This window comes from Vibrio pomeroyi, from assembly GCF_024347595.1.
Lineage (GTDB): Bacteria > Pseudomonadota > Gammaproteobacteria > Enterobacterales > Vibrionaceae > Vibrio > Vibrio pomeroyi.
Map to the genome: position 1 here is coordinate 1,985,184 of NZ_AP025506.1, position 25,553 is coordinate 2,010,736.

Sequence of the window (25,553 nt, forward strand, 5' to 3'; positions counted from 1 at the left end):
TAGCGAACGTTATTTTTTTGGCGGTCCATCTGAATTTCGTATCTCGCACATTAAAAAGCGTAGGTTTAGGTGCTGTCCAATTTGGAGAAATGGAAATTGAACTACATTCAAACGACAACATTAGGGTTAGCTATAGCGCTAAGTTTGCCAACAGCAGCACAAACCCTAGAGCAAGCCGTTGCGTTTACTTTAGAAAGCAATCCTGAAATCAAAAGTGCTTATAACGAATATATCAGCAAGCGTTATCTTAACGACGCTTCTGGTGGTGCTTATCGACCAAGTATAGACTTAGATGGTGGGATTGGTTATGAACATACCGACCTAGCAACTAATGCAGACACGACAGACCTTACTCGAAAAGAAGCAACGATTACGCTTACTCAACTGATTTGGGATGGCGCGAATACATCAAATGATATAGATCGTACCGCAGCTGATGCAGAATCTGTGCGCTACCAACTGCTGTCTAATGCGCAAGATATCGCATTAGAAGTGACCAAAGTTTACCTCGATGCAGTAAAAGCATATGAAGTGCTTTCACTTTCTGAAAACAACTTAGCGACACACAAAGAGATATACAGCGATATTCGTAAACGCGTTGAATCAGGTATTGGCTCAACAGCAGATATGTCTCAAGTAGAGGCTCGTATTGCAAAAGCACACGGCAACCTACTCGCGGCTCAAAATAACCTGTTTGATACCCACACTCAATTCAAGAGACTTGTTGGTCAATCTCCGCTGGGGCTCACCTTCCCTCGCGCTGATGCAGGAGCTATTCCATACACGGTCGATGGGGCCCTAGCAAAAGCTTTTAATCAACATCCAGTAATCAAGATAGCTCAAGCCGACGTTGATTCAGCAAAATTTCAATACAAACAATCGAAGAGCACCAACTACCCGACCGTTTCTTTTGAAGCGGCTCAAACCTGGCGTGATGATGCCGGTGGTACAGAAGGCAGCAGTGATGAATTCTCTGCCATGGTTCGCTTAAGATATAACCTTTACAACGGCGGTTCTGATCAAGACCGTGCGGAAAGTGCCGCTTACCAACTCAACAAGGCCAAAGACCTTCGCGAGAGTACCTACCGTAATGTAGAAGAGAGCTTGCGTCTTTCATGGAGCGCATTGGATTTGACCGTTCAGCAGAAAGAGTTCCTCTCTGACCACGTAGACTCGGCATCAGATACGGTTATCTCGTATGAAAAACAATACCGAATCGGTAAACGAACCCTTCTCGATTTGCTGAACACTGAGAATGAGTTGTTTGAAGCTCGTAAAGGCTATTTGGATGCTAAGTATGACGAACAATACGCAAAATATCGCGTAATGAACGCAACGGGCAACCTGTTGATCGGTTTGCGAGTTGAAATCCCTGAAGAATGGAATGAGAAGGTGGAATATTAATGAAGCTTACAAACACAGTATTATCGCTTTGCTTCATGGTTGTATCTACCAATGCTTTAGCTGAAAACAATGAAGACGAATTTGAATATCGCGCTCTCCCACCTGTCACTCAAATTTACGACCTGCAAGATGATGACAACGATGGCGTAATCAATGCGCGTGATTTATGCCCAGATACGCAAATGGGTGCCGAGATAGATAACGACGGTTGTGGTTCATATTTCGAGTCATCGGAGAAGAAAGAGCTCCACATACTCTTTGCCAATAACTCTACAGAAATTAACCCGGCTTTCCTTACCCAGATACGCCAGATGGCTGCATTTTTGAAGCGTTACGAAAGCACGACCATCGAGTTACAAGGTTATGCCAGCAAGGTTGGTAATGCCGCACATAACTTGAAGCTATCAAAACAAAGGGCATCAAATGTAAGGCGAGCACTAATCAGCAACGGCATTCAGCCTTCGAGAGTCAACATCGTTGGTCATGGTGATGTTGAGTTCAGTAGTGATGACACCGAAATCAACCATGCACTTCACCGAAAAGTGGTCGCCTCTGTGGCTGGATTCAAAGGTAACATCAAAGAAGAGTGGCATATCTTCACTAAAATTAAAAAGTAGCTTCAGTACTACTTTTACCATACTGAAACGTTCTCTTAAGTTAACGTTTCAGTATGGTGATAATTCCTTGAATAGCATATACCTAAGCCGTCTATAATGTTAATCTTGCCTCGTTATCAACATAGAGAATTAATCCATGAGCAAACTAACAGCTGATACTCAAGCAAATCTAGAACTTTTCGTTTCTGAAACACAAGAAACCAAACTGGTATGGGGCCTTCGCAATGAAGAAGGTTGGCTAGCATGTGACTCAAGTGAATTCGAAAACAGCGAAGTGATGCCTTTCTGGTCTTCAAAAGAAGACGCTCAAACTCACAACGTTGAAGAGTGGGCTGACTTTGAAGTACTAGAAATTCCACTAGATATCTTTGTAGAAGATTGGTTACTGACTCTTGCTGAAGACGGCGTTCTTGTTGGTATTAACTGGAATGCGACACTAGAAGGCAAAGAGCTTGAGCCTTCTGACCTAGCGAAATTATACATCTAATTTCCAATATCGGCCGTGCGAATACGTACGGCCGATATACCTCTGATAATACTCGTTAAATTCGAGAACCTCCTCGCACAACCTCCTACATACATCACCCAAAAATTGAAGCAACATCAAATTAATCATAGAATATCGTTCTTTATCTAACTGATACTTTCTTGTGATTCACTCTGCTTTCGTTACCTTTCTTCTTTTCATTAGTTTTAATTCTTATAGCCAAGTATCGACTTCAGATCGTGACCACAAGTCATCCAATTATTCTTCCAATTTAGACGCTAACACCACTCCCAACGCTGATTGGAATGCGCTTTACCTCTCGACTTTGAACCACTCTCCTGAACGTGCGTTAAACATGCTGCAGACACGTTATACGAGCTCAACGGTTTACGGAGATAAGCTTTACCTATCGTCTCTTTTGTATCAATACATGAGCCATCGCGATCAACCATTCTATGGCATAGCTTCGAATGACAGCGAATATCAAGCAATTGAAGAAGCGTTTATTTCTGCTCTGATGAAAGACGGCAAAGGTCAATATGAAGAGGCACAACAAGGCTTTTTGACTTTGCTGGCGAAGATGCAATCACGCAGCGATTTAACGGGAAGAGCGCTACTGAAATACCAACTATGCCGATCCCTTAACGAGCAAGCGAAATATCATCAAGCGAACTACTACTGCTCCGCTCTTCAATCCGATCTGCATGACATTGCCGACCCAGTATTGCCAAAATTTGGGACTTATCGAGTCATCGCCAACAATCACCATTTCCGTAGTGACTATCAAGCAGCGCTAAGCACCTACCTCTCGTTGATTAATGTATTCCCACAAGGGCATGATATTTCAGGAATATACAATGATGTGGGTAATTTACTCAAAGAACTAAAGCAATACGATAAATCGGCGCAGTATTTGGAAGAAGCGCTGGTACTAAGGGCTGATGCTTCCGATTTAATGAAAGCTCAAGTGCATCATAGCTTAGCTGACCTGTATCTAAATCAAGGTCAAAATGATTTAGCGATTACCCATTTTAAGCAAGCTAAAGTGCTGCTAAGCGCCTCATCCCATAGCTACGGCATCGCTCTAACCAATCTTGGTTTGGGTAAGGCTTACACACAAATCAATGACTATGATCTAGCGAGAAGCTATTTAGTCGACTCTCTTTCAGCTTCCAGCGAGCTCAACAACGATGTCATTCGAATCAACGCTTACTTGGCAATCAGCGATATGTTCGAAGAGCAAAAACTAATGGAAGAAGCGCTCAATTATGCACAACAAGCGTTAGAGTTAGCTGAGCAAGTTGCTAGACATAAATACATCGCAGGGGCTCTTCTTCAGCTTTCTGATATTCATCAATCACTGGCCGATTACCAGCAAGCGTTTTACTTCTACCAACGCTACTCGTCCATACAGATGGAAGCACGAGACATTGATAACCGATTAGCCTTTGAAGCACTAGATCTAACGCACGCCAAATATGAGCAAGAGTTAGAAAGCTCCTTTCTGACACATCAGACGAAACTCGACCGCCTTCAAATTGAAAAGATGGAGCATCAAAGGTGGATGTACAACATCATTGTGATTCTACTGCTGTGTGCTGCAAGCTTCACGGTATTGGTCAACAGAACAGTTCGTGCGAAAGCAGCCATTGACGCTATGACAAAAGCATACGGTCGCACCGAAATAATACGAAGAATTAAGCGAGTAAAACGCTGTCCAGGAAAGGAAAAGCAACACGTGCTTGTTTTACTCGACCTAGATAAGTTTAAAAAGATAAATGACCAACATGGCCACCCTACTGGCGACAAAGCACTGGTTCATGTTAGTCAGCAAATAAGAAAGCACTTAATGAATGGTGAATTGTTTGGCCGTTTAGGTGGCGAAGAGTTTGTCATCATGCTGACCGATACAAAACCTTCTGAAGTACGGGAGCGCGTTGAGGAGTTACACTACGCTATATCAAGCACTGTCTTCTTATCAGAAAGCAAAAAGCCACTTAATGTGACCGCGAGCTTTGCTTACCTAGCAACCTCAAACGCATTAAGTGACTTTGATGACTTGTACTCAGTTCTTGACCAAGCACTTTATCAAGCGAAGAGTAATGGCCGAAACTGCATCATCGATGCCTATAACGACCCAATAGACTTACCTGATGTTATTTATTCTCAGCCTGTTTGCGAACCAACTCAGCCATGATGCTTTCACGGTCACCGAGGTAATCATTAAGGCCTACTTTACGTAATTCACACGCAGGGCAATCGCCACAACCATCACCGATAATGCCGTTGTAGCAAGTCAGGGTTTTGTTGCGAACAAGCTCAAGTGCTGAGTATTGGTCGGCCAACGCCCATGTCTCAGCCTTGTTCAGCCACATCAGTGGTGTTTTGATATCAAGCTGCTTGTCCATGCCTTGCACTAACGCAGAGTTCATCGCTTTTACGAAATCATTGCGGCAATCTGGGTAGCCAGAGAAGTCAGTCTCACACACACCGGTAATCACAGTTTCAGCGCCGATCTGGTACGCATAAATACCTGCCAGCGTTAAGAAAAGAATATTACGACCAGGAACGAATGAGTTCGGTAAACCATTCTCTTGAAGCTCGTGTGATACAGGAATATCGTCACGTGTTAGAGAGCTGATCGCTAGCTCATTCAACAGAGTCACATCCATCACTTTATGTGCTTTCACACCCAGTTCTTTTGACAATGACTCAGCCACTTCAATCTCTAGTCGGTGGCGCTGACCATAATCAAATGTAATCGCATGAACCTCGTCATACTCTTTTAATGCTTGAACAAGACATGTTGTTGAGTCTTGACCACCACTGAATACTACCACTGCTTTTTTCATTTTCATTCCTACCTAAAACTGACGAGCTATCTACAATCTAACCAACTATGCGATCTAACCTACTACGCGATGCTCAAATACTTGTGAGTTTGGATTGATAAACGCCAATTGCGCTCAATGCAGGTATCAATACAAAGCTGTGTCGCGCGGTCTTTTTGGCTAATCGGTTGCAGTGCGATCACTGTGTCGCTCGAAACATCCGCTCGCTCTAGTAAACCATCTAGCTGTTCAATGTCTTTTCCGGTTCCTACTGGGTGCTTAATCTCGTTAGCGCGTTGCAAGGCACTGTCTAAAATTTCCAGTTTCGCTTTCATTGCCACTTTCGGTGACACCGTAACCCAAGTGTCACTTGTTGCTTTAACTTCTGACGTACCGCTAGTCTCAATCTGACAACGACAACCGTGTTGCTCAAACGCTTCAGTAAGAGGGACAAGATCATAAATGCACGGCTCACCACCAGTAATCACAATGTGTTTAGCCGTGTAACCTTGCTTGATGTATTCATTGACGATTCCTTGGGCATCAATGGCTGACCAAGTGGGTGAATCCTCTGTCTTAACCATAATATCGCCAAGGCTAGTTTCATCTTCTGGTAATGCTTCCCAAGTCTGTTTGGTATCGCACCAAGAACAGCCAACTGGGCAAATTTGCAGACGAACAAAAACAGCAGGAACGCCAGTAAACACGCCCTCACCTTGGATGGTTTCAAACATTTCATTAATCTTGTACAACTTTCCCTCAGCTCAATCATTTGATGAAATTAATCAACCGCAGACCTTAAAGCACTTACCTCTTTTGGTCAAACAAATGAGTACTGATAAATCAGTTGATCAAAGCCCTAGCCTGAAGTTTCAAGTTCCCTTATCCTTTCGCCCATTAGATTTCGTTAGCTTTTAATTTTTTAGTAAGGAACAACATGTACAAACTGATTGCTCTTGATATGGATGGCACGCTGCTTAACAGTGAAAAAGTGATTTCTCAAGAGAACAAAGACGCGATTGCTAAAGCTCGTGCTGCAGGTGTGAAAGTGGTTCTGGCTTCTGGTCGCCCTTTAGAAGGCATGCAGAGTAAGCTAGATGAGCTGTCAATCAACGGCGAAGATGACTTTGTGCTCTTCTACAACGGCTCTATGGTTCAGAATGTATCGACAAAAGAGGTCATTCACAGCGAGATCAGCAATGGTAAAGCCGCGAAAGAAATCGCAGCTCTTGCTAAACAGCTAGGTGGTTACGTTCATGCATTCAGCAAGGTTCATGGTTTAATGACGCCAGAGAACAACGAATACACTAGCATTGAAGCACGCATTAATGGTTTAGAAATTACCGAATTCGACTTTTCTCAACTAGAAGACGATCACGAAATCATCAAAACCATGATTGTTGCTGAGCCAAGCAAGTTGACCGAAATCATCAGCAAGTTGCCACAAGAACTTAAGACTCAGTTTACCATCGTGCAAAGTGCACCCTTCTTCTTAGAGTTCTTAAATCCAAATTCGAACAAAGGTGTGGGTATTGAAGCGATTGCTAAACACTTAGGTATTAAAGCCGAAGAAGTGATCTGTATGGGAGACGCTGAGAACGACCACCATATGCTTGAATACGCGGGCCTTGGTATTGCAATGGATAACGCAATGGAAGAAACCAAGAAGCTAGCTGACTACATTACAGCAAGCAATGATGACCACGGTGTAGCTGTTGCGATTGAAAAGTTTATCTTCAACTCATAAGCATTTTCGATAGTGTATCGTTGAAACAAAGAAGGCTGTGCAGTACACAGCCTTCTTTTACTTAACACGAGTGGTTTAACTATTTCCGAGCCCAAGGCAGACGGAACGCCACAACACCAAATAGAATCAAGATTGGGAAACGTAACGTTTCGACAATAAATGAAGCGATGCCACTAAAAGAGACAAAGCTCCCTGCCCAACTGATCAACAGGTTACCGGCAAGTAACATCGCAATAACCCCAACCACGACCTTGAATGAGAACTGGCCGACCAAAGGCTTTGAATCCGTTAACGTCACCAAACAAGCAATCGTCATCAAAATAGCCACCCAGAATGAGAAGGTTGGCAGTGGCCAGATAACGGTTAGAACAATTGATAGTAGGCACAGCCCCCACCAAACGCCTTTAGAGCTCAATAACACACTGATATCAACATCAGGCTTGGTGTCTAACCTCACGATATGCCACGTTGTCAACGCACCTAATATGCCTCCCATCAAGACATCGCTAAAGAAAGCACTGCCTGAGTATGACTTAAACAACATAATCCAAAGTAGACCGGCTAACACAATCAACAACGATTTCTGTTCAAACAGGCGTTTAAGCTTCCAAAGCACCAACAAAGTCAAACTAACCCATAGAGCCGCTAGTTGGCTTGGAAAGCTATAGCCACTGCTCATCACCAATTTCAGTGTTGGAAGATAAGCGTGCGGTCGTGGAAAGCCAAAGCCTTGGTGGGCAATTAGCGTAAGCAGCGTTACTGATATCAACGTGAAACCAAACTTCAACGCAAAATTACGGCCAAAATGCCAAGCAATCAACGGCAGGATAATGATGAAAACCCAAGGCTTTGCGAGTAAGTCAGTCAAAAGTACCGTATTAGAAAACACACTCGGTAAATTATCGAACGTGTTTTGAAGTGAAACAATCCAGCTCAATTCAACTTGATGAACTTTCGGCGCAGCGCCCACCAACTCAGTCACATAAGTCACTGGTTGATCCGTCGCGGAAAGAAACAGTTCGTTAATCTCAGACCATTGTTCTGGATAACGGTATTGGTTTGCTTCCAACTCAGTAGGAGGAAGTAACATCGCTCTGCTGACCTCGACTCCATAGTGAGGAGCAAACCAGATAGGAAGTTCAAAACCACCTAGCTCATTTCGAGCTTGATAACTGATCACTTCAGAATCAGAGACACAATCAAACACAACGGCACTGTCGGTGTAACCCAACACATCACCAACGGTGACGGACAAACCGGCTTCTTCCCAAGTTTCACGTTGCGCTGCAATCGCTGGCGGCTCACCAGAAACAACCGTGCCACCCGGCAGAGATAATTGACCTGTGATCAGTTCATCAACCAACACAATTTGGTTATCAGCACGCACTACACATAAGGCGCCCGCAATATGGTCAGGCAAGGTGTTACTCGCCCAAGCGGAAATAGTACTCAAAAGAGATAGAATAAGAACTAATAAATATCGAATAACCAACGAATTTACCTAAAAATAATAGAAAAAAATAAAGACTGCTAATACATCGAGCCTATTGTAATCAAACCCACACAAAATCGCTGTCTATGTTTTATTCAAAGCCTTCCTCATCCATTGAATGTGAGGTGTGAACCCCATTTTTTGATAGAAGTCCTTGGCAGGTGAATTAAAGTCCCAAACCTCAACAAAAACCTGGGTAACACCATAGTCTCCAAAAGTGGACTCAACACGATTAAACAGCATCTGGGCGACTTCTGCTTTTCGGTATTCTGGTAAAACAAAAAGTTCATCGACACTGCCCATCTGCACCGGTTTACTCACAGTAGAGATAAGCTCACAAAAATGTCCTGAAATGAAACCGACTATCAGTTCACCTCTTAATGCCACATACACCAAACATTCAGGGTCATCTAAGTACCTTGCAATACTCTTTTCCTGCTCTATCTCTTCTGCTGTTTTAAAGTGTTCGGGACAGGCAATGTGATGATGGTGGTGAAGATCAAACATTAACTCGTTAAGTTGCTCGAGATCGGTATGCTTTGCAGCCCTTAAAGTGACGTTCATGACAAGTACGCTTCTAAAACCCAATTAATATCTAAACAGAGTCTAGTTTACTTGCAGTAAGTATCTATACAAGCTATTGAATTAATTCGTTGTTTGAACTGAGTGTTTTAAATACAAAAATGGCCACATAAAGTGACCATTTTTGTATTTAATTAAGCGTGAATCAGAAAGCTGACTTTATGCACCGTTGTCGTCTTTCTCTTCTTTGAGGTCAGCAAGCTGCTGCTCCAGTTCAATAAGCTTAATTTCTGCTTCGACTTCTGCAACTCGCTTTTCAGCGTCAGTACGATTGTCTTGCGCTAGGCCGTCTGCCGTCACTTGAGTTCGTTGAGCATTTCGCGCGTCGTCTGTATCTTTCATAGAACCCGCAACACCGCCAGTCACACCACCTAACGCAGCCCCTTTCACGGCTAAGCTCGCGTCTCCAGTCAACGCGCCAGCTGTCGCTCCTAGTAAAGCACCACCAACTGCGCCACGGTTACGTGCTGCGTTTTCATTTTCGTTATCCATTGCTGGTGATGCACAACCAGAAAGAGTCACAATTAGTGTCGCTAAAAGGAAAGGTTTAGTGAATTTCATAGGAGTCTCGCTTAGTTCTTCGTTTGGAATGAAGCCATCTTAAATAGAAGCGTTATCGAGATAAATAAAGCCAAGTTTAGACGATACATAGTGTTCAGCTATGTATCATTCAACCAACGCATATTTGAAGCGTGACATATGCCTTTGATACGAATTGCTCCATCAAAAACAAAAAAGCGACCATTAAGGTCGCCTCGATAATTCTTCTTTATAACATTCAGAGTCAGATTAAGATTTAGCTTTTAACCTTGCGACCAAAAGTTCTGCATATCCACTACGCTAGCAGGCGGCCTTACACCACAATCTCGATAATGATGTTTATCGCCTATCCCAAGTATCTTGCCATTTTCCTCATCAATCATGGCGGCAACTTGAACACCGTCTCCTACATGTCGAGTCAGCACGACGGTTTCACCTGCTCTTTGTGATTTCACTGCGCCTAAAATTTGATACTCAAAGCGGCCTTTCCTTGAATTCACAATCATCTTGGAGTTAATTGGGTCTGCCTCATAGCCAACACCAATATCAAACACGGCTTGATACAAGTCGACACCCGTCTTGGAGACACATTTAAATATCTTAGGGTGGCTTAAAGGCTCCAGCAGCGCTCTACTCGCTTCATCCTTTGAAATACCGGCGCTGGCGACACCACTAACAAGTAAAGTAATCAACAAAAAGTAAGCTCGCATAAAAAGACCTCATTATTTGTATTTCATAATGAGGTCATAGTAAATGCGATGCATTGGGAGATGAATAAAGCAGAGTTTAGATAAAGCATCACGCCTAGTTATACTTCATCAAACTAAGTACTATTTAAAGAACCAAGCCACAACTCAGATTCAACCTAGCCTTTATTTACCGAGCTTTTCGGCAATTTCCGTTAGGCTTGTTGGGTCATCAATCGTTGAAGGCACTACGTATTGTTCACCTTCGGCTATTTGTCGGATAGTTCTTCGTAAGATCTTACCAGAACGCGTTTTTGGTAGCCTTTCGACGACTAAGGCTTGTTTGAAACATGCGACAGCACCAATCTCATTTCGAACCTTACCAACAAGCTCAGCTTGAAGGTCTTCGCCATCCACTTTCACGCCATCTTTCAGAACCACTAACCCGAGAGGAAGCTGACCTTTTAAATCATCGTGAATACCGACCACAGCACATTCAGCGATGGCAGGGTGGCCACCAACGATCTCTTCCATTTCACCAGTAGACAAACGATGCCCTGCGACATTTATCACGTCATCAATGCGTCCCATGATAAATAGGTAACCCTCTTCATCGAGATAACCACCATCGCCCGAGACATAATAACCTGGGAATTGACTTAAATAACCCGATTCGAACCTATCATGGTTGCGCCATACCGTCGGTAAACAGCCAGGTGGAAGCGGTCTTTTAAGTGCGACGAAGCCTTGTTGGTTAGCTTGTGCAGGCTCACCCAACTCATTGAGGATCTCCACTTGATAGCCCGGCACAGGTTTAGTTGAAGAACCCGCTTTCACCGGTAAAGACTCAAGCCCCGTTGGATTTGCTGAGATAGCCCAACCCGTCTCGGTTTGCCACCAATGGTCTATAACCGGTTTGCTCGTATGAGATTCAACCCAATCCAATGTTGGCGGGTCTAAACGCTCGCCAGCCATAAAGATCGACTTGAGTGATGATAAGTCATATTTGATGAGCAACTCACCTTCTGGGTCTTCCTTCTTAATCGCTCTGAATGCAGTTGGTGCCGAGAATAGAACATCGACTTTATATTCTTCACACACGCGCCAGAATGCACCCGGATCAGGTGTCCGCACAGGCTTACCTTCAAACAGAATCGTAGTGCAGCCATGAATCAGTGGTGCGTAAACTATATAGGAATGTCCAACTACCCAACCCACATCGGAAGCCGCCCAAAATACACCGTCTTGTGGCATATCGTAGATGGTACTCATCGAGTATTTCATCGCGACCGCATGGCCGCCATTATCACGAACCACGCCTTTTGGCTTGCCTGTCGTGCCCGAGGTGTAGAGAATATATAACGGGTCGGTTGCCAAAACAGGTACACACTTATGAGGCTCAGCGTTAGCAACAGCTTGTTGCCAATGCAAATCACGCTCGTTGTTTAACTCTGCAAGGCATTGCTCTCTTTGGAAGACCACGACCTTCTCTGGCTTCCAACGGCTATCCATGATTGCACGGTCAACCATTGGTTTATACGGTAGAACCTTGTTGATTTCGATGCCACATGAGGCGGTGATCAATACCTTGGGTTCAGCATCTTCAATTCGAACCGCAAGCTCATGCGGAGCAAACCCACCAAATACCACAGAGTGCACTGCCCCTAACCGAGCACAGGCTAACATTGCCATAGCTGCTTCAGGAATCATGGGCATGTAGATGACTACACGATCGCCTTTGGTGACGCCCTGTTCTGCCAACATACCAGCGGTCTTAGCCACTTGTTCGCGAAGCTCATTGTAAGTATAAGACGACTTGATGCCTGTAACTGGCGAGTCGTAAATCAGCGCGACCTTATCACCACGGCCATTTTCACAATGATAATCCAAAGCCAACCAACAAGTATTCATTACTCCATCAGGAAACCAGCGTTCAATACCGTTATCGTCCGTTTGTAATATTGTTTTTGGAGACTCAAACCAATCAATGGCTTGTGATTGTGTTTCCCAGAACGATTTTGGATCTTCCCTCGCCCATTGATACTCGGTGATGTAATCCGTTTTTCTAGTCATTCGATTTGTAGCAGACATAATGCCTCCTCCATGATTTATCCATTTTCCAAGCGGCTAGCCTTTGGCAGTAGCACTTGGGTGCACTCTTTTCTCAGCGTTGTTCTCGGAACATTTAACCGTTTACGACAATCGCTTTACTTGGGAAAAGGCACACGAATGGCACCTTCCATGATCACTCGGGCACTACGACTCATAATCGCCCTCTCGATTTTCCATCCACTTTCTGTCTCTAGCGCTTTAGCTCCCACCTTTAGCGTTCCTGATGGGTGCCCAAAGGTCACAAAGTCACGAGAGCCACCTCCCGCCGCTAAGTTCACTAAAGTACCCGGCACACTCGCCGCTGAAGCAATCGCAACCGCAGCTGTGCCCATCATGGCGTGATGCAACTGCCCCATAGACAGAGCACGTACCAGCAGGTCAGTATCATCCACAGCAACTGACTTGCCACTTGAAGCTTGATACGCTTGAGGCTTGGCAACAAAGGCGACCTTTGGCGTGTGCTGGCGCGATTCCGCTTGTTCTAGCGAATCAATAAGCCCCATCGAAACTGCGCCATGCGCTCGGATAGACTCAAACATTTCGAGGGCTTTTGGATCACTGTTGATATCTGATTGAAGCTCAGTGCCTTGATATCCAACCGATTCAGCATCAACAAAAATGGTCGGTATCCCAGCATTGATGTAAGTCGCTTTGATGCAACCTAACTCCGGGACATCTAAGAAATCGACCACATTTCCCGTCGGAAACATCGACCCACTCGCGTCTGCCGGGTCCAGAAAATCAACCTGGATTTCAGCTGCAGGGAAAGTGACGCCATCGAGCTCGAAATCACCCAACTCTTGAACTTCACCATCCACGATAGGCACATGAACAATAATGGTTTTCTCTATGTTCACTTGCCATACTCGCACTTCGACCACACCGTTTTGCGGAATACGGCTTGAATCCACCAAACCACTGTGAATAGCAAATGGGCCAATCGCCGCAGACAAGTTCCCGCAGTTACCGCTCCAATCGACAAATGGCTTATCAATAGCTACCTGCCCAAAGAGGTAGTCAACATCGTGACCAGCTTTACCACTCTTCGATACGATGACAGTTTTACTGGTACTGGACGTCGCACCGCCCATGCCATCGGTTTGCTTACCATAAGGATCAGGGCTGCCAATCACACGTAGAAGGAATTCGTCTCTCGCTTGTCCCGCAACTTGCGCCGCTTCTGGTAGATCATTCAAGCAGAAGAAAACACCTTTACTGGTCCCTCCGCGCATATAGGTTGCCGGGACTTTTATCTGTTTAATACTCATCACAGGCTCCTATTGCGCGAGAAAGTCTTTGGCAAAGCGTTGTAATACGCCACCAGCGCTATACACACTTACCTCGTCTGCCGTATCCAATCTACAGGTCACTGGCACATCAAGCTTTTCACCGCTTTTACGAGTAATGACCAACGCTAAATCGGCTCCCGCTTGGATGTCGCCATACACATCGTAAAGTTCAGTACCATCGAGTTGTAACGTGTTGCGATCTGTTCCTTCTTTGAATTGCAAAGGCAAGACCCCCATACCCACTAAGTTAGTTCTGTGGATACGTTCAAAGCCTTCGGCGACAATCACTTCAACACCCGCTAAACGCACTCCTTTAGCCGCCCAGTCACGTGATGAACCTTGTCCATAGTCTGCGCCAGCCACAACAATCAAAGGCTGTTTACGGTTCATGTAGGTTTCTATCGCTTCCCACATGCGAGTTACTTGTCCCTCAGGCTCAACTCGTGCTAATGAACCCTGTACAACGCTTCCTGATTCCTTGACCATTTCATTGAACAGTTTCGGGTTAGCAAAGGTCGCTCTTTGTGCCGTTAGATGATCACCTCTATGAGTCGCGTACGAGTTAAAGTCCTCCTCTGGTACTTCCATTTTGGCAAGATATTCACCTGCCGCACTTGAGGCTAGAATCGCATTTGATGGCGATAAGTGATCGGTGGTGATGTTGTCACCTAAGATTGCTAGAGGCCTCATACCAGAAAGGCTTCGTTCACCTGCGAGTGCACCTTCCCAATAAGGAGGCCTACGAATATAGGTACTCTTAGGTCGCCAATCGTAAAGCGGCTCGCTGCTTAGCTGCTCATCATCTGGCTGGAACATTTTCACGTAAATTTGTTGGAACTGTTGTGGTTTAACATGCTCGCCAACAACCGCATCGATCTCTGCATCACTTGGCCACAAATCACTTAAATAAATCGGTTTACCGTTGTTGTCCTTGCCTAGGCTGTCTTTCTCGATATCAAAACGAATCGTGCCAGCCAAGGCATAAGCTACTACTAATGGCGGTGACGCTAGAAAAGCTTGTTTGGCATAGGGATGGATTCGACCATCAAAGTTTCGATTACCTGATAACACCGCAGTGGAATAGAGGTCGCGGTCAATGATCTCTTGTTGAATTTGAGGATCCAATGCCCCGCTCATACCGTTACAAGTCGTGCATGCATAGCCGACAATGCCGAAACCCAACTGTTCAAGTTCTGGAAGCAAACCCGCAGACTCTAGATAGAGCTTGGCAACCTTAGACCCCGGAGCAAATGACGTTTTCACCCATGGCTTACGAACCAAACCAAGTTGATTGGCTTTTTTAGCTACTAGCCCTGCCGCCACTACGTTTCTTGGGTTACTGGTATTGGTACAAGAGGTAATTGCGGCGATAATTACCGCACCATCTGGCATTTGCTCTTCACTATATTGTTCAGCGTGTTGCGCTTTCCAAGAAACTTGGCTGATACCTTGCTCGGCAAGTTCACTGGTTGGTAAGCGTCGATGAGGGTTCGAAGGCCCTGCGAGGTTTCGCTCGACTTTAGACAAATCAAACTCGAGTACACGCTCATAGTGAGCCGAGTCGAGATCATCCGCCCATAGTCCTGTTTGCTTAGCGTAAAGTTCGACTAACTCAACCTGATCCGGATCACGACCTGTCAATTTAAGGTATTGAATGGTCTGCTCATCAATGTAAAACATGCCTGCCGTCGCACCGTACTCAGGCGTCATATTTGAGATAGTTGCACGATCACCAATAGTCAGTGCACGAGCGCCTTCACCGAAGAATTCCAAGTAACTTGAAACAACCCTTTCATTGCGAAGAAACTCAGTAATTGCTAGCACAATATCGGTTGCTGTAATGCCTTCCTGTCGCTGACCGGTTAGTTTAACGCCCACAATATCTGGTAAACGCATCATCGACGGACGACCTAGCATTACAGTCTCCGCTTCCAAGCCACCAACGCCAATCGCAATAACGCCCAGCGCATCAACATGAGGAGTGTGGCTATCGGTACCAACACAGGTATCTGGGAACGCAATACCTTGTTTAGATTGAATGACCGGAGACATTTTTTCCAAGTTAATCTGGTGCATAATTCCGTTACCCGCAGGAATCACACTAACGTTTTGAAATGCCGTTTTACACCATTCAATAAAATGAAAACGATCTTCGTTTCGGCGCTCTTCAATCGCACGGTTTTTATCAAACGCTTGTCTATCAAACCCTGCATGCTCCACAGCTAAAGAGTGATCAACAATCAGTTGAGTTTCGACCACTGGGTTAACCTTGGAAGGGTCTCCGCCTTGATCAGCAATCGCATCTCGTAGGCCCGCCAAATCAACTAAAGCAGTTTGACCTAGAATGTCATGACACACGACACGCGCTGGATACCAAGGAAAGTCTAAGTCGCTCTTACGCTCAATGATCTGTTTCAAGCTATCTTCAAGAGCGGCTGGGGCACAGCGCCTTACCAATTGCTCCGCCAACACTCTCGACGTATAAGGCAAGGTTTTATAGCTGCCCGGAGATATCGCATCTACCGCTTCACGAGCATCGAAATATTCTAAGCCCGTACCCGGTAGAGCCTTTCTATATTGGCTATTTTCAACGCCTGTATTTTTATCAAGGCACTGGTTTTGCTCAATTTTTACATCAGACATACATCCACCATTATCTGTTACATTCTATTCGTTGTTTCTTGAGGTCTTGTCCTATGCAGACAGAAGTCACCTCAAGACATAAGTCGACTCGATATAGAGGGTTAACGTAGGTGTATAGGTAGCCAGTCTTGATGCTCTGGCCCGGTGTAGTCTGCACTTGGACGAATGATGCGATTATTTTCTCTTTGCTCGAACACATGCGCTGTCCAACCGGTAAGACGACTCATCACGAAGATAGGCGTAAATAGTTTGGTAGGGATATCCATGAAGTGATAGGCAGAGGCGTGGAAGAAATCTGCATTACAGAACAAGCCTTTCTCACGCTTCATTACCGCTTCAACGCGTTCAGATACCGCGTAAAGCTGCTCATCGCCAACTTCTTGAGCCAACTCTTTTGACCAGCGTTTAATTAGGGCGTTGCGCGGGTCGCTCTCTCGATAAATGGCGTGACCGAAGCCCATGATTTTGTCTTTATTAGCAAGCATCTTCATGATGTTTGCTTCAGCTTCATCGGCAGTTTTCCAATCTTGGATCATTTCCATTGCCGCTTCATTCGCACCGCCATGGAGAGGGCCTCTTAGTGTGCCAATTGCTGCTGTTACACACGAATGAATATCCGACAGCGTTGATGCACAAACACGAGCCGCAAAGGTAGAGGCATTAAACTCATGCTCTGCGTAAAGCGTTAGCGAACAGTGCATCACCTTCTTATGCAGTTCACTTGGCGCTTTGTCCGTTAGCATCTTCAAGAAGTAGCCACCCAGACACGCTTCGCTTTGGTCTTGTGTATCAATTCGCACACCATCGTGACTGAAGCGGTACCAATAGCAGATAATGGCAGGAAAAAGCGCAAGCATACGTTCTGTTGCTGATAGTTGTTCAGAGAAGTCAGATTCTTGCTCTAAGTTACCCAACATTGAGCAGCCCGTTCTCATCACATCCATAGGGTGAGCTTCAGCAGGAATAAGCTCTAATGCTGTTTTCAACGGCTCAGGCAAACCACGTAAACCAACCAGCAATGTTTTGTAATCGTCTAGCTCTTTTTCACTTGGTAAATGGCCTCTTAGTAGCAGATATGCCACTTCTTCAAATTGAGCATGGTTAGCAAGGTCGGTAATATCATAGCCACGGTAGGTTAAACCTGTTCCTGATTTTCCTACGGTACACAGCGCCGTGGTTCCAGCACTCTGGCCACGCAGACCAGCACCACCAATCTCTGGTGTGCTTGCTGGTTTTGCGCTTTCTTGTTGGTTTACTGTTGAAGCATTATCGACAGTTGCTTTATCACTCAAAGATACAGACATGATGAACTCCTTCTCTGGGTTAGCCGCCCTGCACTCTTTGGTGCTGACTATTTGTATTCGATGACCACGACTATCTCACTCGATTTCACGGACCCGATGTGGCTGACTAACCATTCACGTTATTGGATTAAGTTGATGTTTTAATATTTGAAACTGGTTTTATTCTTCACTCGAAAACAACTGATCCAGTTTGTTCTCGTAGTCGTGGTAATTCAGGTGTTCATAGAGCTCTTTACGAGTTTGCATTGAATCCAACAGTGCTTCCTGATTGCCTTCAACTAGCAAGTGCTTATAAACGTTCTCTGCCGCTTTGTTCATTGCACGGAATGCACTAAGTGGATAAAGCACCATGTCGACATTAGATTGCGCCAGCTCTTTACAGTTGTAGAGTGGTGTTTGTCCAAACTCGGTGATGTTCGCCAAGATAGGCACATGCTTACCGGTTGCTGATTTCAGCGCCGCCGAGAACTTGACGTATTGGTCGAGCTGATTCATCGCTTCAGGGAAAATCATGTCCGCACCGGCTTCAACACACGCAATCGCGCGTTCAATCGCACTGTCTATGCCTTCTACGGCCAGTGCGTCGGTACGAGCCATGATCACAAAGCTCTCATCAGTTCTCGCATCGGTTGCAGCTTTTACTCGATCGACCATTTCCTGCTGACTAACAATCGCTTTATTAGGACGATGACCACAGCGTTTCTGTGCCACTTGGTCTTCCATATGAATGGCAGCAGCGCCCGCCTTCTCCATAGCTCGAATCGTACGTGCAATATTGAACGCACCGCCAAATCCCGTATCGATATCCACTAGCAGAGGTAAATCACACGCATTAGTAATGCGTTCCACATCCACCAGCACATCGTTCAATGTAGTGATGCCTAAGTCAGGCAAACCGTAAGACGCATTGGCGATACCTCCACCAGACAAATAAATGGCCTGATGACCCAAGTTCTTTGCCATCATCGCGCAGTACGGATTCACCGTGCCGACGATCTGCAGTGGATCGTTGTCTTGCACAGCTTGTCGGAACTTTGCTCCCGCTGATAACTTCATAATGACGCTCCCTGTTAAATGTTTATTTGTCAGTTTTTTAATCCATATCTTTGGATTGAATTTGTTGTTCGATAAGCAGACGACTACCGGAGATATGTCGTCGCATCAGCATCTCTGCTAGCTCTTCATCACCATTGCGAATTGCTTGTAAGATATATTTGTGTTCATCAAGCGCCTCTTTTGGTCGAGACTGAGCTCTAGGCGATTGGTAGCGATACATGCGTAATAAGTGATAAAGCTCATCACACAATAAAGAAATGAGTTTGCTGTTGCGGCTGGCTTTAATGATTCGATAATGGAAATCGAAATCGCCGTGTTGGTGGAAATAGGAAGAACCCTCTACTTCATCGATATGCTGAGAGTGTGTCGACAATAACCCTTCAAGGCCGATCAGTTCTTCTTGTGTGATGTGTCTTGCTGCGAGTCGCGCAGCCATACCTTCTAGAGCCTCTCGAACCGCGTATAACTCAAGTAGCTTGTCAGCAGAAAAGGTAATCACTCGGGCGCCAACATGAGGAATACGCTCAATAAGCCCCAGTCCTTCAACCCGCATAATCGCTTCACGCAAAGGACCTCGGCTTACCTCAAAGCGTTTAGCCAGCTCCGGTTCTGAGATCTTACTGCCCGGTGGTAATTCGCCATTAACAATCGCCTCAACGAGGTATTCCGTCAGGTTTTCTGACTTGGTGCTCTCTTTAGCGCTAACATGTGTTTTCGTGTTTGCACTTAAGGTGAGATTTTTTATCGCAGTATTCATATTCACGCTGCTCACTTCTGATTGCCGAACCTTAATTGTCAACAATTCCATAACATGAACATAAAATACACGATCAAATTGTCGACAATCAAGCGAATTGTCGACAATTTAGACTAAGGTAGTATTTTCTTTAGCCAGTTTAAATATGGCCACATCAAGCATGAAATAAAACTAAGTCATTGTTAGTTAATGAATTTAACAAACCAACACTCCACTAAACCTTTACTTTCCTTAAAGCTGGTCAAAATAATGTGTCGACAACTAACCAAGTTAAGTCGCCAAACACCGCTTCACCTATACCTGCCAGTGAGTTCAATGATAAACGGACACAAAAAAAGACGCACTCATGTGCGCCTTTTGTTAAACGAAATTTAGGATGAGACCGTACTTGCCTTAACGAAACATCCGGTGGTTAAGCAATCTGACGAGTGACTTCGAGGTATTTATTGATATCCACAAAGTCGATTTGTTCTGGTTTCAAATACTCTTCTGCGTAACGAACATGCGTCCCGCTGGTTAAGAACAACCTGAACAGCTCGATATCGATATGTTCGTCCAACGCCATCTTGTGCATTATGTCGACTGCCACACTAATTGGCTTCGCTTTCTTGTACGGCCTATCCGCAGCGGTTAATGCCTCAAAAATATCGGATATCACCAGAATACGCTCTGGAATAGAAAGTTCTTCAGCAGTCAGCTTCCTTGGATAACCAGTACCTTTGAGCGTTTCATGATGGGTCGAAGCATAACGAGGCACACGACTTAGCTCTTTAGGGAATGGTAGGTTCTCCAGCATCTTAATGGTGCCAAGCATATGCTCATTGATCTTGAATCGATCTTCTTCGGTCAAGGTACCACGAGCGATACTCAGGTTATAAACCTCACCTAAGTTATATAAGTGCTCAGGAACGTCCATTTTGATCTTGTGTTTTGGGTCAAACTCTAACGGTCGGTCTCTTTTCACTATGTGCTCTGGCTTATCACTCAGAAGTGGTTCTGTCGCAGGTAAGGTTGAGCTTGGTGTCCTATTCAACGCTTCAATTGGTGATAGGCCAAGTTGATCATCAAAATTGCGCGTCCAAGTGGTTTCAGCAATAGAACGAATACGTGCGACTTTATCACCGCTCATGAACTCACCACCAACGTTTGAATTGGCGATGAACGCAAAGTCATCTTGTAGCTGTTGCTTAGCCGCAGCAAGTTCGTCGGCGATTTGCTGTGTTGGTAGCGTGCCTTCCAGTTGTTTTCTCAATGCGGCGATCTCTGCATCACGCCAAAGCACCTCAAATCGTGTTCTGACCTCGTGAATTCGGTTGTAGTTGGCTTCTAGCTTCGAACCTTTATCAACGATGTGCTCAGGCGTGGTGATCTTGCCACAATCATGAAGCCAAGCTGCAATTCTAAATTCACGACGCTCATCGTCATTCTCGAATTTAAAGTCTTTGAAATGGTCAGATTGTGATTTCTCCGCCGCCTCTGCCAACATCAAACCAAGTTCCGGCACACGATTACAGTGCCCTGCTGTATAGGCAGACTTGTCATCGATCGCTTGAGCAATAAGCTTAATAAACGACTCAACAAACGCCTCTTGAGTTTGCTCATGTTGCTTAATCTCAGCAGACATATCTTTAACGGCGACAGACAACTCCCATACTTCTTTAATACGAGTATCAAGCACATTCACACTGTCGTAATCACGTTGTTTAATCTTATTTGTTTCAGCTTTAAGCTGACGTATAGGTCGAACAATCGGCGCTCCAAAGATCCAAGCCACAGGCAATGTGAGGCTCATAAGCAGCACAGTCACGCCAATCGAAGTCGCCACACGCTTGTTTACCGCGCTGTAAATTTCCGCCTCAGGTATCGCCACAGCAAAGTATTCTGAATAATGCTCACCCGTCTCAATCTTTTTCAGATAAAGGTGTTTAGTCTCTCCATTGAGCACCATCTCGACCATTTCGCCTTCAGTCGTCGCTGTCGCGGTTTTCTCGTAAAGTTCGGTATAAGGAATGGTGGTTCCAGTATTTAATGCCTGATGATGAAACCACTTTTGCGCTAACGCTTCTTTCTGTTCAACAGTCAGTGCACCAATCGCTTGGTTGATGATCGGTAAGAGCTGCTGATGTTTATTCTGCAACACTATATGGAACTGATTTGGATAGTTTGCTTTTAGGTCAGACAATGCGTCATTCACCTTCAAGTTGGCATGAAAGAACTTATCCAGAGAAAAAGCGAGGACAGGCTTGGCATCCAGTACCGCAAAGTATTCACCATTGTCTACGGCATCAAGTGCAGCCTCAATATTAGGAACTTCAACAAGATCAATGCTTGTGAAATCCTGTATTAACTGAGGTGTAATAGACCATCCAGATAGAATCGCGACCTTTTTACCACTCAGCTCGCCATAGCTTGATACGGTTTGAACATCACTGCGAGTCACCACCGAAAACGGTAAATCGTAAATAGCATCGGTATATAATCCTTTTACACCATTACTCTCATAGTTCTGGATGGAATGAAGACCATCGATGCTTCCTTCATGAAACTTGTCTGTCAGTTCTTTCCAAGAAAATCCGTTTACAAATTCAAACTGTATTCCACTTGTCTCCCCGACCATCTTTAGAAGATCAATCGCATAGCCATTAGGTTGTCCCGAAACAGAGAAATCCATTGGCCCCCAATCCGTTTGATTCGAGAACAACAAAGGCGGCGTAGCTTCTATTATGGCTTGCTGCTCAGGCGACCAATTGATTTGATCGGATTGTGGAAGTTCCTGTGTCGTATCGAGGTCGCGGTTTGAAGCAATAATGTTTCCTGATTTGGAATACAAAAAGGATTCAACCTGGCTTTCTTCATCCAAGTCCAATGCACTAGCAGATAACTTGCTCGCTAACGAAGAGAGGACGATATCAATACCTATCACATGTTGTGTGTCGCTTACCGCTTTGGATTCAAAGGCTAAAGAATAGGTTTGTCCAGTGATTTGGAGATGTTGGAAAAGGTAAGGCTGCGTCTTTTCAACAGTCTCAGTATTCGCTGTTACGTACCAAGGTCTTGTCGTGGGAAAGTAATTACTCGGCTCTGTTTTTGAATCTCGAAGATTAAATTCAAGGTCATAGTATTTGGTCGTTCGGATACGGCCTGCTTCCCTATCACTGATCTCTATTACAACCCATCGGTCTGTACTATCAGCACCGATTTTATCTCGAACAAAAGGAGAAGACTCTAGATTGATAATTTGGAAGAAGCGTTCATTAGATGAGCCAATGTAGATACTGTAAAATAGAGGGTTGTCTTTTATTGCTTCAGAAAGGATCCCACGTGACTCTTCACGAGAGATTTGGTGGCTGATAGAACGATGTACAGAGGAGAGCAATCGTGCAGTGTTTATCGCATCAGAATCGATGTTACCGATATAGTCACTGAGATCTTGAGATACCATAGTCAGTTTCGACAAGGTGTGCTCAGTCGCCATTTTTTTGCTGAAATAGTATTGAAGTGAAACCGCTACGATCGCCGTCAGTACCGTCGCAAGCAAAAACATCCCTCCAACGGTCACCCGTAATGAGATTTTTGTGTTTTTCATTATTCTGTCCTTGAATAACCACTAGCGAAGAAATGTAACATGCTAGCAATATTTCTATTATTACTACGGCATACTGTCTCTAGCAACACATTATTCTATATATTATTTAAGTTATCCCTATATCTCCCCTCTACGTCGCAATAACCTTATATTTTAATGATATTTAACAATATAAATTGACCGCCAATTTCCTTATTTAAATTAATGGTATTTGTTTTCATAAAATGGAAACACCTCACGCCTTTGTTATGATGCTTATTATATTATTTACTTTATGCTATAAATTTAGATATAAAATTTTAACATCAAGTCAGTTCGTTAGTATCGACATAATCGTATGTCTGAACATCTTCGAGCATTATCAGGCGAGCCTATGACGGATAATTTCTCCCCTTCTGCCAGCACGATTGTGGCAAAAGATTCTAAAAGCAACGAGCATGCAGTCAGCGATTTTGCTATTTCTGAGTACTTATCGAAGCCTTTTAAAATCGAACTCACTCTTATCTCTAAGAACTTTGTTATTGACGACCAACTGGGTCAAAAACTCTCTATTACCCGCTTTGTTAACGACACCGACAATTTGACCGCGACGCGAGTATTCAACGGTATAGTCACACAAGTTCAATTACTGGGTATGGACAGTAATCTGCAATACTCTAGTTACCGTGTCACTCTAAGACCCTGGTTTTGGTTATTGAAACACACTCACTCGTTCCGTGTTTATCAAAGCCAATCGACCAAAGACATTGTTTCAGACGTACTAACTCAAGCTGGTTTCAGTGGCTCCTTCAAAGCAGGAACCATGCCTTCATCGAAACGCGAATATTGCGTTCAATACAATGAAAGCGACTTTGATTTTGTAACACGCTTGCTTGCAGAAGAAGGCGTGCATTACTTTTTCCAACACAGCGATTCAGACCATCTGATGATGCTTCAAGATGCACAGAGCCCTTTCCAAAAATCAGATGCCGGCAAATTCGACATGATTGAAGTCCCCTCCGGCAGTAATCCATTGATCGATAAATGGATGCCTCAAGGTCAGTTTCATGGTGCCAGTATCGAACTAACCAGTTATGACTACTCACAAACCAAATTAGTAAGCAGTAAAGAGAAGAAATCCAGCCACACAATTGCTAACAACACCAAGTTAACCAAACAGTTTTACCCGAACCTTGGTATCACAGGTGGGATGGAAGATCTCGCAAGCAATCTAGTTAAGCGACGTATTGAGCAACTCGAGCAAAACTATCAAACCGTAGACGCAGAAGCGCAGCACGACTCATTCGAATTGGGCACTTGGTTTTCATTAGCATCCCATTTGGACAAAGCTCAACTGGGCGACTACCTCGTCACTGAACTTCATATCCGATATAGCACCGAGAACCACTGTGATACTCGCCTCACCCTACTTGATACCTCAATTCCTAATTATCCGACACCGCGAGATAAAGCCAGAATACACGGTCTACAAAGCGCAATTGTCGCGGGTAGTACAGCAGGTGAAATCAATCAAGATGACCAAGGTCGAGTCCGTATTCAATTCCATTGGGATACCGAAGCATCCGGAGACAAGACGAGTTGCTATGTGCGAGTCGCTCAGATGATGGCAGGCAGTGGCTATGGCGCTCAATTCATCCCGAGAGTGGGACAAGAAGTACTGGTTAGCTTTATTGATGGCGATCCAGATCAACCGATTATCACAGGCAGTGTCTATAACAGTAAAAACGCGCCCCCTTACAAAGAAGCCAACTCTACTAAAACAGGGATCAGCACTAAGTTAAGTGGATTAGCGAATGAGCTCTATTTCGATGATAAGAAAGACAATGAGCTTATGTACATGCACGCGACGAAAGACTTCACCAAAGAAGTAGAAAACAACCTGACTGAAACGATCAAAGGCGAACTGCTTCAGAAGACGACTAAGCAAGTAACTGTTTCCACAGAAGATAACTACACGCTCACCTCAGACAAAGCGATCAGTGAGAAAGGCAAATCCATCTCGTTAGAAGCCGATGACAAAATTGAGCTAACGGTAGGTTCCAGCAAGATCACCATGTCTTCATCTTCCATCAGTATTGAAGCCAGTAACATCGACATTAAAGCGAGCAGCGCTCTCAACCTCGAAGGGATGAACGTGACAAGCAAGGCAACATCGGCCAACAAGATATCAGGGGTGACAACAGCGCTCGAAGCAACAAGTTCCAACAGTATCAAAGGGCTCAGCGTCGCTATCAAAGCAGATACTACCCTCTCAGCGGAAGGATCATTGAGTGCCGAGTTTAAGTCTGGCTTAAAAGGAACTTTCGATGGTGGTGTGATGGGCGAACTCAAAGGCGCGATTGTAAAGGTGAATTAATCCGTTCAAGGAAATTCACTCATCAAGCTCATAAGCCACCACGAACGAAATTTAGGTAGAACGA

Annotated in this window: 19 protein-coding genes; 6 read left to right on the forward strand and 13 right to left on the reverse strand. The window is 44.6% G+C overall.

Annotated elements, in window-relative coordinates; all coding sequences use genetic code 11:
• Nucleotides 1–96 precede the first annotated feature (96 nt).
• The 4 genes from OCV12_RS08865 (at nt 97) to OCV12_RS08880 (ending at nt 4,705) form a co-directional block, all read left to right on the forward strand.
• Complete coding sequence (locus OCV12_RS08865) at nt 97–1,404, forward strand: TolC family outer membrane protein (protein ID WP_261885947.1); 1,308 nt, start codon at nt 97–99, stop codon at nt 1,402–1,404.
• On the forward strand, nt 1,404–2,021 hold the full coding sequence (locus tag OCV12_RS08870; protein WP_261884420.1) for an OmpA family protein: 618 nt from the start codon (nt 1,404–1,406) through the stop codon (nt 2,019–2,021). Before OCV12_RS08865 ends, OCV12_RS08870 begins: the two co-directional genes overlap by 1 nt.
• A gap of 136 nt (nt 2,022–2,157) precedes the next feature.
• Entirely contained in the window at nt 2,158–2,508 is a 351-nt protein-coding gene (locus OCV12_RS08875) for a DUF2750 domain-containing protein (protein WP_012603863.1), read from the forward strand.
• A gap of 163 nt (nt 2,509–2,671) precedes the next feature.
• Nucleotides 2,672–4,705: a tetratricopeptide repeat-containing diguanylate cyclase gene (locus tag OCV12_RS08880; protein WP_261884421.1), complete on the forward strand. Its 2,034-nt coding sequence runs from the start codon at nt 2,672–2,674 to the stop codon at nt 4,703–4,705.
• Here the strand turns inward: OCV12_RS08880 and queC are convergent.
• Nucleotides 4,665–5,360, reverse strand: a complete 696-nt coding sequence (queC, locus tag OCV12_RS08885; protein ID WP_261884422.1) for a 7-cyano-7-deazaguanine synthase QueC — start codon at nt 5,358–5,360, stop codon at nt 4,665–4,667. The two genes, OCV12_RS08880 and queC, sit on opposite strands and share 41 nt — an antisense overlap.
• A gap of 62 nt (nt 5,361–5,422) precedes the next feature.
• Entirely contained in the window at nt 5,423–6,091 is a 669-nt protein-coding gene (gene queE / locus OCV12_RS08890; RefSeq protein WP_315972788.1) for a 7-carboxy-7-deazaguanine synthase QueE, read from the reverse strand.
• 185 nt (nt 6,092–6,276) lie between these two features.
• On the opposite strand from queE, the gene OCV12_RS08895 reads away from it, so the two are divergent.
• Nucleotides 6,277–7,086 carry a Cof-type HAD-IIB family hydrolase gene (locus OCV12_RS08895; RefSeq protein ID WP_261884424.1) on the forward strand — a complete coding sequence of 270 codons (810 nt, stop codon included), beginning with the start codon at nt 6,277–6,279 and terminating at the stop codon, nt 7,084–7,086.
• A gap of 79 nt (nt 7,087–7,165) precedes the next feature.
• Here the strand turns inward: OCV12_RS08895 and OCV12_RS08900 are convergent, their stop codons facing one another.
• The 11 genes from OCV12_RS08900 to OCV12_RS08950 all read right to left on the reverse strand — a co-directional run bounded on the left by OCV12_RS08900 (nt 7,166) and on the right by OCV12_RS08950 (nt 23,133).
• A complete protein-coding gene (locus tag OCV12_RS08900; RefSeq protein ID WP_261884425.1) occupies nt 7,166–8,578 on the reverse strand; it encodes a bifunctional NUDIX hydrolase/phosphatase PAP2 family protein in 1,413 nt (470 codons plus the stop codon).
• 84 nt (nt 8,579–8,662) lie between these two features.
• Nucleotides 8,663–9,142 (reverse strand): GNAT family N-acetyltransferase, encoded by a 480-nt coding sequence (locus tag OCV12_RS08905; RefSeq protein ID WP_261884426.1) that lies wholly within the window; start codon nt 9,140–9,142, stop codon nt 8,663–8,665.
• Nucleotides 9,143–9,319: 177 nt separating this feature from the next.
• On the reverse strand, nt 9,320–9,721 hold the full coding sequence (locus OCV12_RS08910) for a glycine zipper domain-containing protein (protein WP_017631231.1): 402 nt from the start codon (nt 9,719–9,721) through the stop codon (nt 9,320–9,322).
• 242 nt (nt 9,722–9,963) lie between these two features.
• Nucleotides 9,964–10,410 (reverse strand): hypothetical protein, encoded by a 447-nt coding sequence (locus tag OCV12_RS08915; protein WP_261884427.1) that lies wholly within the window; start codon nt 10,408–10,410, stop codon nt 9,964–9,966.
• A gap of 162 nt (nt 10,411–10,572) precedes the next feature.
• Nucleotides 10,573–12,477, reverse strand: coding sequence for a propionyl-CoA synthetase (locus OCV12_RS08920; protein ID WP_261884428.1), 1,905 nt, complete (start codon nt 12,475–12,477; stop codon nt 10,573–10,575).
• A 116-nt stretch (nt 12,478–12,593) separates the two neighbouring features.
• Entirely contained in the window at nt 12,594–13,766 is a 1,173-nt protein-coding gene (prpF, locus tag OCV12_RS08925; protein WP_261884429.1) for a 2-methylaconitate cis-trans isomerase PrpF, read from the reverse strand.
• A gap of 9 nt (nt 13,767–13,775) precedes the next feature.
• Nucleotides 13,776–16,430 carry a Fe/S-dependent 2-methylisocitrate dehydratase AcnD gene (gene acnD / locus OCV12_RS08930; protein WP_261884430.1) on the reverse strand — a complete coding sequence of 885 codons (2,655 nt, stop codon included), beginning with the start codon at nt 16,428–16,430 and terminating at the stop codon, nt 13,776–13,778.
• 101 nt (nt 16,431–16,531) lie between these two features.
• Nucleotides 16,532–17,734 carry a bifunctional 2-methylcitrate synthase/citrate synthase gene (gene prpC, locus OCV12_RS08935; RefSeq protein ID WP_261884431.1) on the reverse strand — a complete coding sequence of 401 codons (1,203 nt, stop codon included), beginning with the start codon at nt 17,732–17,734 and terminating at the stop codon, nt 16,532–16,534.
• Nucleotides 17,735–17,893: 159 nt separating this feature from the next.
• On the reverse strand, nt 17,894–18,790 hold the full coding sequence (gene prpB, locus OCV12_RS08940) for a methylisocitrate lyase (protein WP_239848188.1): 897 nt from the start codon (nt 18,788–18,790) through the stop codon (nt 17,894–17,896).
• A gap of 37 nt (nt 18,791–18,827) precedes the next feature.
• A complete protein-coding gene (locus OCV12_RS08945; RefSeq protein WP_261884432.1) occupies nt 18,828–19,547 on the reverse strand; it encodes a GntR family transcriptional regulator in 720 nt (239 codons plus the stop codon).
• A gap of 412 nt (nt 19,548–19,959) precedes the next feature.
• Nucleotides 19,960–23,133 (reverse strand): HD domain-containing phosphohydrolase, encoded by a 3,174-nt coding sequence (locus tag OCV12_RS08950; protein ID WP_261884433.1) that lies wholly within the window; start codon nt 23,131–23,133, stop codon nt 19,960–19,962.
• A gap of 373 nt (nt 23,134–23,506) precedes the next feature.
• On the opposite strand from OCV12_RS08950, the gene OCV12_RS08955 reads away from it, so the two are divergent.
• On the forward strand, nt 23,507–25,489 hold the full coding sequence (locus tag OCV12_RS08955) for a type VI secretion system Vgr family protein (RefSeq protein WP_261885948.1): 1,983 nt from the start codon (nt 23,507–23,509) through the stop codon (nt 25,487–25,489).
• The last annotated feature ends 64 nt before the right edge of the window (nt 25,490–25,553 follow it).